This is a genomic window from Streptomyces sp. NPDC002868 (genome assembly GCF_055563295.1).
The window spans coordinates 173,093-188,393 of record NZ_JBVHDR010000004.1 but is presented as its reverse complement, the minus strand read 5'-3'; the positions used below and the strand labels follow the sequence as shown (position 1 = coordinate 188,393).

14 protein-coding genes are annotated in these 15,301 nt (G+C 70.1%); 3 read left to right on the top strand and 11 right to left on the bottom strand.

From position 1 onward, the window contains the following. Positions 1–291: 291 nt before the first annotated feature. From pheA to ACZ3H8_RS14915, 7 genes are all read right to left on the bottom strand, one after another. Entirely contained in the window at positions 292–1,227 is a 936-nt protein-coding gene (pheA, locus tag ACZ3H8_RS14945; protein ID WP_356225891.1) for a prephenate dehydratase, read from the bottom strand. A gap of 27 nt (positions 1,228–1,254) precedes the next feature. Beyond that, the gene (gene efeB, locus ACZ3H8_RS14940) at positions 1,255–2,493 is read right to left on the bottom strand and encodes an iron uptake transporter deferrochelatase/peroxidase subunit (RefSeq protein ID WP_467401660.1); all 1,239 of its coding nucleotides are present in this window, start codon (positions 2,491–2,493) and stop codon (positions 1,255–1,257) included. Positions 2,494–2,559: 66 nt separating this feature from the next. Beyond that, on the bottom strand, positions 2,560–4,509 hold the full coding sequence (locus tag ACZ3H8_RS14935; protein ID WP_467401657.1) for a copper resistance CopC/CopD family protein: 1,950 nt from the start codon (positions 4,507–4,509) through the stop codon (positions 2,560–2,562). Positions 4,510–4,531: 22 nt separating this feature from the next. Beyond that, positions 4,532–5,005: a copper chaperone PCu(A)C gene (locus tag ACZ3H8_RS14930; protein ID WP_467401655.1), complete on the bottom strand. Its 474-nt coding sequence runs from the start codon at positions 5,003–5,005 to the stop codon at positions 4,532–4,534. After that, positions 5,002–5,655, bottom strand: a complete 654-nt coding sequence (locus ACZ3H8_RS14925) for an SCO family protein (protein WP_467401653.1) — start codon at positions 5,653–5,655, stop codon at positions 5,002–5,004. The genes ACZ3H8_RS14930 and ACZ3H8_RS14925 overlap by 4 nt, the downstream gene beginning before the upstream one ends. A gap of 44 nt (positions 5,656–5,699) precedes the next feature. Further along, positions 5,700–6,446, bottom strand: a complete 747-nt coding sequence (locus ACZ3H8_RS14920) for a YcnI family copper-binding membrane protein (RefSeq protein WP_467401651.1) — start codon at positions 6,444–6,446, stop codon at positions 5,700–5,702. Between the two features lie 96 nt (positions 6,447–6,542). Continuing rightward, positions 6,543–7,328 carry a hypothetical protein gene (locus ACZ3H8_RS14915; RefSeq protein ID WP_467401648.1) on the bottom strand — a complete coding sequence of 262 codons (786 nt, stop codon included), beginning with the start codon at positions 7,326–7,328 and terminating at the stop codon, positions 6,543–6,545. A 192-nt stretch (positions 7,329–7,520) separates the two neighbouring features. On the opposite strand from ACZ3H8_RS14915, the gene ACZ3H8_RS14910 reads away from it, so the two are divergent. Beyond that, complete coding sequence (locus tag ACZ3H8_RS14910) at positions 7,521–7,976, top strand: ATP-binding protein (RefSeq protein ID WP_467401646.1); 456 nt, start codon at positions 7,521–7,523, stop codon at positions 7,974–7,976. 87 nt (positions 7,977–8,063) lie between these two features. Here the strand turns inward: ACZ3H8_RS14910 and ACZ3H8_RS14905 are convergent, their stop codons facing one another. Next, on the bottom strand, positions 8,064–9,521 hold the full coding sequence (locus ACZ3H8_RS14905; RefSeq protein WP_467401643.1) for an aminopeptidase P family protein: 1,458 nt from the start codon (positions 9,519–9,521) through the stop codon (positions 8,064–8,066). An 88-nt stretch (positions 9,522–9,609) separates the two neighbouring features. Continuing rightward, the gene (locus ACZ3H8_RS14900; RefSeq protein ID WP_467401641.1) at positions 9,610–11,160 is read right to left on the bottom strand and encodes a PP2C family protein-serine/threonine phosphatase; all 1,551 of its coding nucleotides are present in this window, start codon (positions 11,158–11,160) and stop codon (positions 9,610–9,612) included. Positions 11,161–11,612: 452 nt separating this feature from the next. On the opposite strand from ACZ3H8_RS14900, the gene ACZ3H8_RS14895 reads away from it, so the two are divergent. Both ACZ3H8_RS14895 and ACZ3H8_RS14890 read left to right on the top strand, forming a co-directional pair. Then, on the top strand, positions 11,613–12,296 hold the full coding sequence (locus tag ACZ3H8_RS14895; protein WP_467401638.1) for a bifunctional DNA primase/polymerase: 684 nt from the start codon (positions 11,613–11,615) through the stop codon (positions 12,294–12,296). Positions 12,297–12,486: 190 nt separating this feature from the next. Further along, positions 12,487–13,110: a hypothetical protein gene (locus tag ACZ3H8_RS14890; RefSeq protein WP_467401635.1), complete on the top strand. Its 624-nt coding sequence runs from the start codon at positions 12,487–12,489 to the stop codon at positions 13,108–13,110. A 195-nt stretch (positions 13,111–13,305) separates the two neighbouring features. Here the strand turns inward: ACZ3H8_RS14890 and ACZ3H8_RS14885 are convergent, their stop codons facing one another. Both ACZ3H8_RS14885 and ACZ3H8_RS14880 read right to left on the bottom strand, forming a co-directional pair. Further along, positions 13,306–14,274, bottom strand: a complete 969-nt coding sequence (locus ACZ3H8_RS14885; RefSeq protein ID WP_467401633.1) for a DUF5926 family protein — start codon at positions 14,272–14,274, stop codon at positions 13,306–13,308. A gap of 378 nt (positions 14,275–14,652) precedes the next feature. After that, entirely contained in the window at positions 14,653–15,252 is a 600-nt protein-coding gene (locus ACZ3H8_RS14880; protein ID WP_467401630.1) for an ATP-binding protein, read from the bottom strand. Positions 15,253–15,301 lie beyond the last annotated feature (49 nt).

Below are 15,301 nucleotides of genomic sequence, written 5' to 3'. Positions count from 1 at the left end.
TTGTGCGCGGGCCGGAGGGTTCCCCATCCAAACCCACCTCACACACTCATTCGGGTGGGAATTCCTCGCTCTAAAGAGTTGATCAATGGAATTGAGGTGACAGGGGGCGCCCTGCGGCCCTATGGACGGAAGTGGGGCGAGTGAGCAGATTTGTCGACCATGTCGGCTTGTGTTGTCGACTTGTCCCCAGGTCGAGAAGCACGCCTGTGGATAAGTCCTGTGGATAACGAAAATCTGCAGGTAGGACCGGGCCCGTAGGCCTCCCAGTCCCCTCAGGCGCGGCCGTTCGCCTCAGGCGCGGCCGTCCTGGCAGCGCGCCAGCCAGTCCGACGCCGCCGTGAACTCCGCGTCCGACGTCCCCGCGCGCAGCTCCCGTACGTCCCCCACAGCCACACCCGCCCGCGGATACGAACCGAGGAACCGCACCTTCGGACAGATCCGCTTCAGCCCCATCAGCGCCTCGCCCACCCGCCGGTCCGCGATATGGCCCTCGGCGTCCACGGCGAAGCAGTAGTTCCCGATCCCCGCGCCCGTCGGCCGCGACTGGATCAGCATCAGGTTGACCCCGCGCACCGCGAACTCCTGCAGCAGTTCGAGCAGCGCACCCGGGTGGTCGTCGCCCAGCCAGATGACCACCGACGTCTTGTCCGCGCCGGTCGGTGCCGCGGGCCTGGCGGGCCGGCCCACCAGTACGAAGCGGGTCTCCGCGTTCTCCGCGTCATGGATCTCGGTGACCAGCGGCTCGAGCCCGTACGTCGCCGCCGCGAACTCGCCCGCGAAGGCCGCGTCGTACCGCCCCTCCTGCACCAGCCGCGCGCCGTCCGCGTTCGAGGCTGCCGACTCCCACAGGACGTCCGGCAGGTTGTTCCGCAGCCAGTTCCGGACCTGCGGCTGCGCGACCGGGTGCCCGGTCACCGTCTTCACCTCGGACAGCTTGGTGCCCGGCCGTACCAGCAGCGCGAAGGCGATGGGCAGCAGCACCTCGCGGTAGATCATCAGCGGCTCGCCGGAGGCCAGCTCGTCGAGGGTGGCGGTGACGCCGCCCTCCACGGAGTTCTCGATCGGTACGAGGGCGGCAGCGGCTTCCCCGTTGCGTACGGCATCGAGCGCCGCCGGTACGGACACCATGGGGACGAGTTCCCGGGTGGCGGCTTCGGGGAGCGTGCGCAGGGCGGCTTCGGTGAAGGTGCCCTCGGGACCGAGATACGTGTAGCGCGTGGCCGACATACCGTCACCCTAATGGGCCGCAATGATTCACGACTCCAGAAGCCGCTGCCCCACGTACTCGCCCTCCTTGGACCCGCCCGGCACCGCGAACAGTCCGCTCGCCTCGTGCCGGACGAACGGCGACAGCGCATCGCCTCGGTCGAGCTTGCGCTGTACGGGTACGAAGCCGCGCAGCGGATCGGCCTGCCAGCAGATGAAGAGCAGGCCCGCGTCCGGCGTACCGTCCGGGCCGATCCCGTCGTGGAACGAGAACGGCCGCCGCAGCATCGCGGCACCGCCGTTCTGCTCCGGCGCGGAGATCCGGGCATGGGCGTTGTCGGGGATCACCAGCTTCCCGTCGGGCCCTGTCCTGTCGAGCGCGAGCTCGGTCGTCTCGGTGCCGCCGGTCAGCGGCGCGCCGTCGGACTTGCGCCGGCCGATGACCAGCTCCTGCTTCTTCAGCGAGAGCTTCTCCCAGTCGTCGAGCAGCATCCGGATCCTGCGTACGACGGCGTAGGAGCCGCCCGCCAGCCACGCGTATTCGGTCCCGGACGGGACGAAGATCCGCCGGTCGAAGTCGGCCTCGGACGGCTTGGGATTGCGTGTGCCGTCGACCTGGCCCATCAGATTGCGGGCGGTCATCGGCTTGCCCGTGGCCCCCGGCGAACGATTGAACCCGTTCATCTGCCAGCGCACCCGGGCCGCTTCCCCCGCCGCCTTCTGGACGGCGCGCAGCGCGTGGAAGGCGACCAGGGCGTCGTCCGAGCCGATCTGCACCCACAGATCGCCGTTGCTGCGCTTGGCGTCCAGCTGGTCGGAGGAGAAGGCGGGCAGCGGGTCCAGCTCCGGTGGGCGCTGCGCCACCAGCCCCGTACGGTCGAAGAAGGTGCGGCCGAAGCCGAAGGTGATCGTCAGCGACGAGGGCCCGGCGTCCAGCGCGACGCCCGTATCGCCGCCCGCCCGGCCCGCCATCAGTTCGGCAGCGAGCGTGGACCACCGGCGCAGCAGCGCGGCGGCTTCCTTGCGGCCCGCTCCCGGCGCGAGGTCGAAGGCGATCAGATGGCCGCGGGCCTGCAGAGGCGTGGTGATGCCCGCCTGGTGCTCGCCGTGGAATGCGATGCCGGTCGAGCCGACCGTCGTCAGCGCGGTAGGGGCGTCGCCGGAGGCAGCCGCGTGCGCGGCGGCGCCGCCCGCAGCCCCCAGCACCAGCGCGGTCGCGCCCGCCGCGCCGACGGTGCCGAGCAGTCGCCGCCTCGAGATGTCGCTGTCGCTCGCGAGGTCGCTCACTGCGGCACTCACTGGGGCACTCACGGGGTCGTGCACGGGATCTTTCACGGAGTCACTCACGGTACGTCAGCCGATCTTCACGTTCTTGTCGACGGTGGTCTGATCGATGTCGGAGGTCCGCACGGTCACCTGGACCTGCCACTCGCCCGGCATCGGTATCTGGACCGCGCCCGCGCTCCAGTGTCCGGTGGTGAGGCGGTCGGGGGTGATCGGCAGCGGGCCGATCTGCTTGGCCTTGAGGGTGAAGGAAACCTTCACCTCGGGCACGTCCATCGGCTTCAATTCCGGGTTGTAGATCCACAGGTGCATTTCGTTGGCGCCGGAGGTGGCCGGATCGAGGCTGAGCCGGATCGTCCCCTTGCCGTTCTGGCCGCCGGTGTCGAAGGGCAGCTTGAGCTCGGTGGGACCGGCGGGTGCGGGAGCGGCCGCCTGGGCACCTCCGGACCGGGCAGCCTCTTCTTCCGTACGGCCCGGTTCGGTGGTTGTCAGCACGGTGGTCACGGCCAGGAGCACCACCGCGACACCCGCCTCCGCCAGCACGGATCGACGCAGTCCGGAACGCGAGGGGTCGGCGTCCCGTGCCTTCTTCTTCTGGGCAGTGGCCACCGCGGCCTTCTGGCGGGCGAGTTGAGTGGCCCGTTCGGGGTCCGACGAGTCTGCCGCTTCCTCTGCTTCCTCGGCGTTGGCCTCCGTCGCCTCCGTCGCCTCCGTCGCCTCCGTCGCCTCCGTCACCCCCGCCGTCGCCTCGGTCGCCACCGCCGTCGGCTCCCCGAGCTGCGCCGTCCACCGTCGCGAGATCCACGCGGCACCGACCATGACGACGACCAGCCCCACCTTGACCAGCAGCAGCTGTCCGTACGACGTTCCGGTCAGCGCCGACCACGAACCGACCTGCCGCCAGGACTGGTAGAGCCCGGTCGCGGCGAGCACGACGACGCTGATGAACGCGACCCTGGAGAACCGCCGCACCGCCGCCCGCTCGATCGACGGCGCTCGGTAGAGCGCGGTCAGCAGCGCCGCGAGCCCGCCCAGCCAGGTGGCCACGGCCAGTAGATGAGCCACGTCCACGGGCATCGCGAGCCCCGGCTGGATGCCGGTCGACGCATGTTCCGACAGCGCCCAGGTCCCGGCGATCCCGGCCGCGACGACCGTGCCGCCGATGGCGAGACCGAAGGTGAGGTCCTTCTTCTCGGCTTCGTCCTCGCGCTTCGCGTACGCCCCGAAGAGCACGGCGACGAACAGCGCGGCCGCCCCGAGCAGCAGCAGCCGGGAGATCAGCGCCGCCCCGGTCTTGGTCTCCAGAACGTCCCGCAGACCGCCGAGGTCGAAGGCGTCGGCCAGTTTTCCGGAGCCGGTATAGGGGGTGCGCAGCAGGAGCGTCGCGAGGGTGGCCGCGGTGAGTGTCACCCAGCCCTGCACGACGAGGCGTTGCAGCGGGCGGACGGAAGCGCCGCGCTGCCAGCACAGGAGCACGAAGGCCGCGCCGCCTGCCAGCAGCACGAAGCCCGCGTACGAGGCGTAGCGCGCGATGTCGTAGAGGACGCCGACGACGCCTCCGCCGGCCTCCCTCTCGGGCAGGGCGACAGTGATCTTGGAGGGCGCTCCGATCGAGAAGGTGAAAGCCCCGGAGATGGGATGGCTGTCGGCCGAGACGGCCTGCCAGGCCACGGTGTACGTGCCGTTGGGCAGACCGGGCAGCAGATCGACGCCGTAGCTGACCGTGCCACCGGTGCTCAGATCACGGATCTTCGCCTTGTCGGAGCGCTTGCCGTTGGGTTCGAGGACCCGGATCGAGTCGTTCCCCATGGCGACCTGCTCGGAGAAAGTGAGCGTGACGTCCTTGGGGGCGGTGGCGACCACCGCCCCGTCCTTCGGGTTGCTCCCGGTCAGCGCGGCGTGCGCCGAAGCGGGACTCGCGCCGGCCAGGAGTGCGCCGAGAAGCGTGCCGATGAGCACGGCCGCGGCGAGTAGCAGCCGGACGGGGGAAGGGCCGAAGCGCGGGGCGGTGGCTGTCATGGCGTGATCAGTCCCTCGGTGCTCAGTGCTTCATCGGGTTGTACGTGGGCTCCTTCACGGGAAGTTCGACCTTGATCGGGCCGGACTTCTCGAAACGCAGCTCCACGGCGACCTTCTCGCCCTGCTTCGGCTTCTGCTTGAGCTTCATGAACATGATGTGGTTTCCACCGCGTTCGAGATCGAGCTCGCCGTCCGCAGGCACGTCGAAGGCCTTCACCTCCTGCATCTTCTGGTTCTTCGACTCGTGGATCGTGATGTCGTCCGAGATGTCGCTGGTGACGGAGGTGAGTTTGTCCGCGCCGCCTCCGCTGTTCTGCACGGTCAGAAACCCGGCCGCCATGTCGTCACCCACGGGCTGCGGCATGAACGCGCCGCTGACCTTCAACTCGGGCCCGTTGTCCGACGAGGTGGAACAACCCGTCAGCGCCAGCCCCACGGTCAGGGCTATGACCGAGGCGAGCGCGGGGGCGGGGGCGGTGGTTGCGCGGCGGTTCACGGGTTCTCCCCGCGGACGAGCTTCGGCAGGTCCTTGGCGTAGTCGTCCACCGTCGTGTCCTCGCCGTACAGCACATAGCCCTTGTCGGTCTTCGGGGAGAACGCGATGACCTGCGCGCCGTGCATGGAGACGACCGTGCCGTCCTTCTCCTTCTTCGGCGGGTCGATGCCGATGCCCATCTGGCGTGCGCCGGACTGGATCGTAGAAAAGTCGCCGGTGAGGCCGGTGAACGACGGGTCGCCCGCGCTGGGCAGCCACTTGGCGAGCTCGGCCGGGGTGTCCCGCTCCGGGTCGGTGGTGACGAAGACGACCTGGAGTTTGTCCTGGTCGGCCTTGGGGAGCTGCTTCTTGGCGATGGCGATGTTGCTCATCGTCAGCGGGCAGACATCGGGGCAGTGCGTGTAGCCGAAGTAGATCAGCGTCGGCTTGCCCTTGGTCCGCTCACGCAGGTCGTACTTCTTGCCGTGGGTGTCCGTGAGGACGAGGTTCGGCTTGGCGTACGGCTGGTCGAGCAAGGTCGCCGGCCGGTTCGCCTGGGCGGAGATATCGGCGACGGGCCCCTTGGCGGAGTCGTCGCCGCCCGAGCAGGCGGACAGGATGAGTCCGGCGGCCACGACGAGCGCGGCCGTGGACAAAGTCTTCTTGCGCATGGAGAAATGTCCCAAATGTGGTGTACGGACCGTCAGGCGGCGCGTCAGGAGGTGCGGCGGCGTCCGGCCAGGACGCCGAAGGCGACGCCTGCGGCGCCGACGAGGATGCCGACGATGCCCAGGATGCGCGCCGTGTTGTCGCTGCTGTCGTCGGACGCGGCCTCGGTCTTCTCGTTCTCGTCGTGCCCGGCGTTCTTGGCGTCCTTGCCGTCCTTGGCGGCCGCGTCCGCGGCGCCGCCGCCGTGGTGATCTTCGGTGGCCGCGGACAGCTTCAGGACCGGCGCGGGGGACTCGGGCTCCTCAGCGCCCTCCTTGGTCTCCTCGATCCAGCGCACGACCTCCTTGTTGTCGTACGTCTGGATCGCCTTGAACACCAACTGGTCGGTGTCCTCGGGCAGCCGCCCGAGCGAGACCGGGAACTGCTGGAAGTGGCCAGGGGCGATCTTGGAACCGTCCGCGGTCCAGGTGACCTTGGAGACCGCCTCGGTGATCTGCTTGCCGTGCACCTCGAGCGGCTTGGCCAGCTTCGACTTGGTGACCTCGACCTTCCAGCCGGGCACGGGCTGGGGCATCACGGACGACAGCGGGTGGTCGGTGGGGACGGTGACTTCGAGCTTCACGGTCGAGGCGTTGTCGCGCTCGTTGGGGACCTTGAAGTTGACCGTCGCGTAGCCGCCCTTGGCGGCCTCGCCCTGCGGTTGCACGCTGACGTGCGCGAAGGCGGTGCCGGACAGGAGCAGCACGGAGGAGGCGGCGATACCGGTCGCGACAGCGATGCGGGAAACGTTCATGGCAGAGGACACTCCACGGTTCATGGGAGGCGGATGTGCGCCGCGCACACAGGGGTGCGCCGACACCGCGGCGCCACTCCCGTCGAGTGGGCCGCGTCAGGCTGCGAGAGCGAGGTCCGCGGGAGGCCCGCGCCTGATCACCGTGTGCTGGAGCGCCTCCCCGGCGGCCGGCGCGGGAGGGTCGCACGACGTCCGGGGAGCGCGCGGATCCACCGTGGGCGCCCCCGAGAGACCGGCTCGCAGCGCCCGTACGAGAGCGAGCGCGGCGCGCAGCGAACGCAGCCACGCCGTCTGGGCCACCTCATGGGCCGAGTCCGCCGACAGCCGGGCCAGCCGTACGAGCGCGAGATCCCCGCGCCGCAGCAGCCAGCCGGTCGCGAGCGCGGCCAGCAGATGCCCGAGCAGCATGGGGAGGCTGGGCAGCAGCTGAGGCGAAGCGGTGACGGTCTGCGCCATATGGTCGTGGGTGCCGTGCCCCGGCGGGGTGATGCCCGCGGTGGTGACGATCCGCCGGGCGTCCGCGGGGCTCAGCGACGCTGCGCCCGCCCCGCACACCAGCTTCGCGGCCATTCTGATCAGCGCGTCGTCGGCCGCCGGGGCCAGCTGCAACCGGTGCTGTCCGACCCCGAACAGGGCGTGCAGAGCGACCTGTCCGACGGTCAGCGCGACGGCGATGGACGGCAGCGAGCGCGTCCGCCCGGCGAACGGCGCGACCAGCGCGAACACCCCGATGAAGCCTGCCGCCAGAGTCCACCGGGGCACGGCCGCACAGGCGGCCAGCACATGTCCCGTCGCGGACAGCACGACGCAGACCGCGGTGAACACCGCGGCCCTCAGCAGCCGCAGACCGGCTCCGGCGCGTGCAACGGGGATGGACGACATGGCCGGGTCATCATCGCACTGCGGTGGGAGCGGCCGTACGGCAGGTCCGGAAGATCCCCTTTGGCGACATACATCGCCGCGCGAGCCGCGCGCGTCCGCCGAATGAGCGCAATCACGTCAACTGTGTGCTTACGGACCGCGTCTTGCGGCAATACGTATCGGTATGTCGAGCCGCAGCCAGGAGGCTGGAGCATGAGCATCTGGTGGTCTCTCCACTTGCGGCGCGAAGCCGCGAGCGTCCCGCTCGCCCGGCGCCTGCTGCTCGGCACCATGGAGACCGCGGGCGTCGATCCCGACATCTCCTACGATCTGTCGGTCGCGCTCAGCGAAGCCTGTGCGAACGCCGTGGAGCACGGCGGCGGCCAGGGCTCCGGCGAAGCCTCCGCATACCGCGTCACGGCGTATCTGGACGGCGAGAAGTGCCGTATCGAAGTGGCCGATTCGGGCCCCGGCTTTCCCACCAGGCGCGGCGGGTGCGCCTACGCCGCGCCGCAGGCCGCGCTCACCGACGAGAGCGGCCGCGGACTCTGTCTGATCGAGCAGCTCGCCGACCATGTCCACTTCCGCAACCGGCCCGGGCACGGCGCGGTGGTCAGCTTCGACAAGATCCTGAAATGGCGGGAGGACGCGCTGCTCAAGGTCTCCTGAGGTCTCCTGAGATTTCTTGAGATCTCCTGAGAACACCTGAGGTCCTGAGCCGCGCGCCCTCCGCCGTGTTCCTCGTATGTCCGGGGGTCAGCCCTTGAGCGAGGCCATCCAGGCCTCGATCTCGTCGGCCTGCCGCGGCAGCGCCGCCGACAGATTCCGGTTGCCGTCCTCTGTGACCAGGATGTCGTCCTCGATCCGGACGCCGATGCCGCGGTACTCCTCCGGCACCGTCAGGTCGTCCGCCTGGAAGTAGAGCCCGGGCTCCACGGTCAGGCACATGCCCGGCTCCAGCGTCCCGTCGACATACGCCTCGGTGCGCGCGGCGGCGCAGTCGTGGACGTCCATGCCGAGCATGTGGCCGGTGCCGTGCAGGGTCCAGCGGCGCTGCAGACCCAGCTCCAGCACGCGCTCCACCGGTCCTTCGAGCAGACCCCACTCGACGAGCTTCTCGGCAAGCACACGCTGTGCGGCGTCGTGGAAGTCGCGGTACTTGGCGCCCGGCTTCACGGCCGCGATGCCCGCCTCCTGCGACTCGTACACCGCGTCGTAGATCTTGCGCTGGAGATCGTTGAAGCGGCCGTTGATCGGCAGCGTGCGCGTGATGTCGGCGGTGTAGAGGGTGTGGGTCTCCACGCCTGCGTCCAGCAGCAGCAGCTCGCCGGAGCGGACCGGGCCGTCGTTGCGCACCCAGTGCAGGGTGGTGGCGTGCGGTCCGGCCGCGCAGATCGAGCCGTAGCCGATGTCATTGCCCTCGACGCGGGCGCGCAGGAAGAAGGTGCCCTCGATGTAGCGCTCGCTGGTCGCCTCGGCCTTGTCCAGGACCCTGACGACATCCTCGAAACCGCGCGCCGTGGAGTCGCACGCCTTCTGCAGCTCGCCGATCTCGAACTCGTCCTTCACGGCACGCGCCTCGGAGAGGTATCCGCGCAGCTCCTCGTCGCGCTCCGCGGTGACCTTGTCGGTCAGGGCGGCCTCGATGTCGGCGTCGTGTCCGCGCACGGCGCGGACCGGTCCGGTCGCCTGGCGCAGCTGCTCGGGCAGTTCGCGTACGTCCTTGGCGGGAATGCCCAGCAGCTGCTCGGCCTCGGCGAGGGAGTGGCGGCGGCCGACCCACAGCTCGCCCTGGCCGGAAAGCCAGAATTCGCCGTTCTCACGGTTGGAGCGGGGCAGCAGATACATGGTGGCGCGGTGGCCCTCGCCGTGCGGCTCCAGGACCAGGACGCCGTCCTCGGACTGGTCGCCGGTGAGGTACGCGTACTCGGTCGAGGCGCGGAAGGCGTACTCGGTGTCATTGGAGCGGGTCTTCAGATTGCCCGCCGGGATCACCAGGCGGTCACCGGGGAAACGCGCCGAGAGCGCGGCACGGCGGGCGGCGGTGTGCGAGGCCTGGGCGATGGGCTGCAGATCGTGCAGCTCGGTGTCGGCCCAGCCGGTCGTCATGTTCTCGGCGAGCTCGTCGGACACGCCCGGGTACAGGCCGTTCTTGCGCTGCTTGATTGGCTGCTCTTCTTCTTCCGGGGTCTCCGGGGTGAGCTCCTCAGCCACGTCTTCTCCTCGATACGACACTGGACCGGCTTCCATCGTATGTGCGACGGGAAGACCGCCCGGTGCCCTGTGGAAAACGTGGGGGATGTCAGTCAAAACGGGCGGCGAGCAGCACCACGTCCTCACCGCTGTCGGCCTCGTCCAGACCCTCCGGAAGCACTGTGCGCAGCACATGGTCGGCGATCGACGCCGGGTCGTGGCGTACGGCCTTCGGCACGCTCGCCGCCGCCGCGTGCAGCCGCGCGAAGGCCCGGTCCATGGGATCTCCGGTACGCCGCAGCAGTCCGTCCGTGTACAGCAGCACCGTTTCTCCTGGCTCGGGCGAAAGCTCCACGCTCGGCGCCTCCCAGCAGGCGAGCATCCCCAGGGGGGCCGACAGGGATGTCTCGACGAACTCGGTGCGCCGCTCGCCGACCACCAACGGCGGTGTGTGCCCCGCCCCCGCCAGCACGATCTTCCTCCTGGCCGGCTCGGCGTACGCGAAGAGCGCGGTGGCGGTCCTGGCCGGCTCGGTCAGCCGCAGCAGCAGCTCCAGATCGGACAGTACGGCGACGGGGTCCTCGCCCTCCATCACGGCGTACGCCCGCAGGGATGCCCGCAGCCGCCCCATCGCGGCCAGTGCGCTCGGCCCGGAGCCGCTGACCGAACCAACGGCCAGTCCCAGCGCGCCTTCCGGCAGCGGCAGCGCGTCGTACCAGTCGCCGCCGCCGTGCGGTCCTGTGCGGTGCCTGGCGGCGAGCTGGACGCCCGGCACCCGGGGCAGCCGACTGGGCAGGAGTTCCTCGGCGACGGTCGTCACGGTGGCGCGGGCGTGTTCCAGCTCGAGGAGCCGGGCCAGATGCTCGGTGGCGTAGCGCATATAGAGCCCCACGAGATGGCACTGACGCTCCACAGGCGCGGCGGGCTCGTCGTACATCCAGACGGCGGCGCCGAGCGTACCTGCCGCTTCGGAGGCGAGCGGCTGGGTGTAACTGGCGGCATAGCCGAGGCGGACGACGACGTCGCGGTGGCGGGGGTCGAGGGTCTCTTCGCCGAGCAGGTCGGGGTGGGCGACGGCCTGCGGGAGGCCGCCCGGACCGGGCTGCCCGTCGGGGAGCCGACCGTCCAGGATCCTGCCGTACGCCGTCGCGCCGCGCGGGACTGTCTCGATATGGCCAAGTTCGGCATGGGTGAGCCCGAGGCCCTTGGTGAGGGCGGGGCCGTGGTCGGGCTCGAAACAGTCGGCCCGCCAGGAGCCCGGCGCGGGTTCGAGGACGACCATGCCGCGGCGGGCGCCGACCAGGGCGGCTCCCGCGCGCAGCAGTTCATGGAGGGCGTCGTCGAGCGAAGCGGTTCTGGCCAGGCGTTCGGTGAGTTCGTGGAGGGTGGTCAGGTCGGAGACCCAGCCGGCCAGCCGGTCCTGAATCACCGCGCCGGGAGGGGCCGCTGAAGCAGGAAGGGCGGGCAGGGGGGAGGGAGTGTGCGCCGGAGCGGGAACCGCTGAATCGATTCCAGCCACTTTCGGCAGGTGAGGGGCGCTCATGGCAGCCGGCTTTCCGACTGGTGCGTTTCGCTCAATAGCATCGCAAACCCCCATGTCATTCTGCGCGGCTATCAATGCATCCACATGTACACGCACACGTAAGGGGATGTCCAGCATTGCCCCAGTGGGATTGGTGGTGTCTACGAGACTGTTAACTTGGCTGAAAAATGCACCCTATGGCGGTTGATTGGGGTCGACTGAGGGCGGTCAGTAGGGCGTCATTCCAAGCGTGATGGGTACGTAAACGGTGATGGCCAGGGGCAGTTGGGACCGCCCCGGAACCTGGCGGCGGGCCCGGGCGTCTTAGCAGCCGGAGGCCGCGCCCCATCCCCGAGTGGCGGGGAAAGTTCAGCGGGACAGCAAGCGCCAGGCGCGCGCCACCCCTCGCCACGCGTTTAATGGACTACAGCCCACGTTCGGCCCCCGGGCGGCGATCCTGTCGCAGGCGAAGCGGGGGGTCGCCCATGCCACCGGCAAGGGGCGGTGATGCGCCGACTTGTACGCACAGTGAAGAGCTGCACACAGTTGTGATGTGGACCTCGGCGTTCAACGGAAAGGAACGAGCGCTCATGCGCGAGATCCTCGGAAGGCGACGCAGGCTCGGGTTCCGGCGCAAGAGGGGGCCTGTACAGCTCGAAGCGGCGCTCACCTGCGCCGTCGAGTGGCAATGGCCGGTACTCCCCGGTGTGGGACTCAAGGCGGCCGGAAGTCGCGGTGACGGCGGGCGCGGTTGCGCCTGCCCCGACCCCGAGTGCGTCGTACCCGGCGCGCACCCCTTCGACCCCGGAATCCTGGCGGCGACGACCGACGAGCGAATGGTGCGCTGGTGGTGGACCAACCGGCCCACCGCTCCGATCATGCTGGCCACCGGAGGGCACGCACCGTGCGCGGTGAGCCTGCCCGCGGTTGCCGGGGCGCGTGCGCTGTCGGCGCTCGACCGGATGGGCATGCGACTCGGGCCCGTTGTCGCGACGCCCACGCGCTGGTCGCTCCTGGTGGCTCCGTACACCCTCGAGGAGCTCGGCGAACTGCTCTTCGTCAAGGACTGCGTGCCGAGTTCGCTGCGCTTCCACGGCGAGGGCGGCTATCTGGTGCTGCCGCCCTCCGAGACGGGGACTGGCCAGGTGCGCTGGGAGCGCGCGCCGCTGCCGGGATCCGCGGCTCCCTGGCTGCCGGGTGTGGAGGCGGTGGTGGACGCGCTGGTCGAGGCGAGCACCAGCGCACCGGACGGCGGCAGCCGCCTCGCGTACTGAACGTGCGCACAGGGCCCGCGGTATCGCGGGCCCTCGATCCCTCTCTTGATCCGGGCCGGCTCTGTCACTCGTACGGGTAGGGGTCGGCCCGAGTTGTGCGGGAATTGGGCGCGGGGCCCCACTGGCGGCGACATTGGGTGGATATCTTCGGCCCACCGTCAGAATTCCCGCGCAGTCGGCAGGTGGGCCCATGAATCTCCGCATGATCGGGCTCGCCGCCGTCGTGGTGTTCACCGGGCTGCTGCCGCTGGCCGCCTCCGCAGGACCGGTTGGGGGTACCTCCCGGGCCGAAGGCTCTGGGGGAGGACTCCGGCCGGGGCCGGGGGCCCTTTCCGCACCCGTTCCCGCGCCCGACCCCGCTCCCGCTCTCGGGGAGGAGGCGAGGCCGAAGCCCGAGCCGGGTCTGCTGCCCGGGCCCGGCGCGTCCCCAGCCGTCGGCGTGAGCGGGCCCACTGCCCCGCACACATCTGCGCAATGTGGGCCGGAACTCGCCTCTCCCGACGGGGTCGAAGCCCAGACCTGCGTGCTTACCGAGGGGCGCGACACCTGGGCGCGTACGTACTACCGCAATGCCACAGGCGAGGAATTGACTTCCCTGCTCACTCTGATGGGACCCGGCGGGCGCACACTGCAGATCAACTGCGTGGTCGAGGTGGGGGACGAGCCGGACGTCTGCGAAACGCCCCGTGAGGCCTCTCGTGGGGCTGTAGCGGAGTATTCCGCGGTGGCGGAGTTCGCAACTGCCGACGAGGTCGGAGAGGGGCCGCTGCTCCTGCGGTCCGGGAGCAACTCCGCGTCGCCTGCGGTCCGTTGACGGAACGAACCATTCCGTAGAAATGGAAGCGCCCGGTCGCTGGCGACGGGGGATGCACCAGCGACCGGGCTTCTAGAACGGTAACAAGAGATCGGCAGTTCGCAAATTCGATCTCGGGTATTCGGACAGGGATTTACCTGCCCATAGGGCGAGTTGTGACTGGGGTCACCTATCGGTCGACAGAAAACATCACTCTCAGCTGAGGGTGACTTGGCGGTTGGTGAGCCCGCCGCGCGCCCGGCGCTCCTCCGCGGTCAGCGGCCCGTCGGTCGCGAGAGCCTTCGCGAGCCGCTCGACGAGCTCGGCGGCCGGCTTCTCGCACTCCTCGGCACCCATCGAGCTCGGCAGGTCCCAGACCGGGACCATCAGCCCGTGCGCACGGAAGGATCCGACCAGCCTGGTCCCCTCGCCGATCGAGGAGGCACCGGCGGCGTGCAGCCGGGCAAGCGCGTCCAGGAGGTGCTCCTCGGGGTGCGGCATGACCCAGCGGAGGTGGTTCTTCTCCGGCGTCTCGCACCAGTACGCGGCTTCGACGCTGGAGAGCTTCACTGTCGGGATCGCGGCGGCGTTCGCGCGCTCCAGCGATGCGGACACCTCGGGCGTGGCGCTTCCCGCGGAGTCCGGGACCCAGAACTCGAAGCCGGAGTGGACGGTCGGCTCGAAGTCGGCGTCCGCGTCGAGCAGCTCCTGCAGCCGCACACCGTCGGCGGGCACCCTCTGGGCGGCGACCGGGGTGCCGGGCTCGGCGACAAGCGCGCGCTGCAGGGTGTCGGCCAGATCGCGGCTGAGGTCGCCGGACGAGGTGTCGTTCTGCAGGCCGAGCAGGACAGAGCCGTCGTCACGGCGCAGGGCGGGCCAGGCCATCGGCAGTACGGTCGCGAGTGTCACCGACGGCACGTCCTCGGGCAGCCCACCCTTGAGGGTGAGCGTGGCGGTCGCGGCCGGCACCAACTCGCGCAGGGCCACCCAGTCGCACTCGCCGGGCAGTCCCTCGAACGGGCGCTGGACCAGCTCCGTCACGGCGTGCGCGGCGGCCCGGCCGTGACAGGCCTTGTAGCGGCGGCCAGATCCGCAGGGGCAGGGCTCGCGGGCCCCGACCACGGGGATCTCTCCGTCCCTGAGCTGCGGCTTCCCGGCCTTGGTCTGGGGTCGCTTCTTGGCCATGGTGTGGCTTTCTCCCGATTACGGCGGTGCTGTGTGCTGTGTCGTCGGGCGCGAGCCTAGCCGTCGGCCGGGTTCAGTACAGCTTGGCTGGGCCCTGCATCGGGTTGAGCCGAGCCCGGGACAGCTTGGTCGGCTGTCGGCCGGGCCCCCCGCCCGGCTGTCGATCGGGCTGTCCGCCCGGCTGTCGGTCGGGTTGTTGGTCGGGCCCGCCGCACGGCTGTCGGTCGGGCTGTCCGCCCGGCTGTCGGTCGGGCTGTCGGTCGGGCCCGCCGCACGGCTGTCGCTCGGACTGTCGGTCGGGCTGTTGTCGCGCCCTCCGCCCGGCTGTCGGCGGGGCTCTCCGTTGAGCTCCGCCGGGCCTGTAGAACTCCGCCGGCCTCAGTCGAGGTCGTCGTACGACTCCGCGAAGTCGAATCCGGGGCCCGCGACGCGCGTAGCGAAATCTTCGCGGCGGTGCCCTTCGGTGACAATCACCCACACCGTGACCTCACCGGTCGCGCTGTCGCGAACACCCCAGTCCTGGGCGAGCGCGCTGATGATGTTGAGCCCGCGGCCGCCTCGCGCGGTGACCGATGGCGTGGCTGGAACCGGCCGGGTAGGACCGCCTCCGTCCGTCACCTCGACGGTGAGCCGGCCTGCCCTGTCGACGCGCCAGGCGGCGCGGATGTCGCCGTCGCCCACCTCCGCGTGCCCCAGCGGCCTGCCGTGCCGACAGGCATTGCTGAGCAGTTCGGAAAGGATCAGTACTGCATCGTCGACGACCGATTCGGACATCCCGTTGCGGCGCAATTGCTCACGCATCCGGTGTCTCGCCTCACCCACGCCCGCAGGGCCATGGGGTACGGCCATGCTCGACGACGTGGGCACCTCCTGTGCCACCACCAACGCCACCCCCGAGACCTCCTTTGCCCCACGCCACGGTGTGAATGCCCCAATGGACTGGACCGGAAACCGGCCAAGCACGGGCCAGTGACGCACTCGTAACGATCCAATACGGAACGAACGCGCCGGTGCACTCCCTGTAATC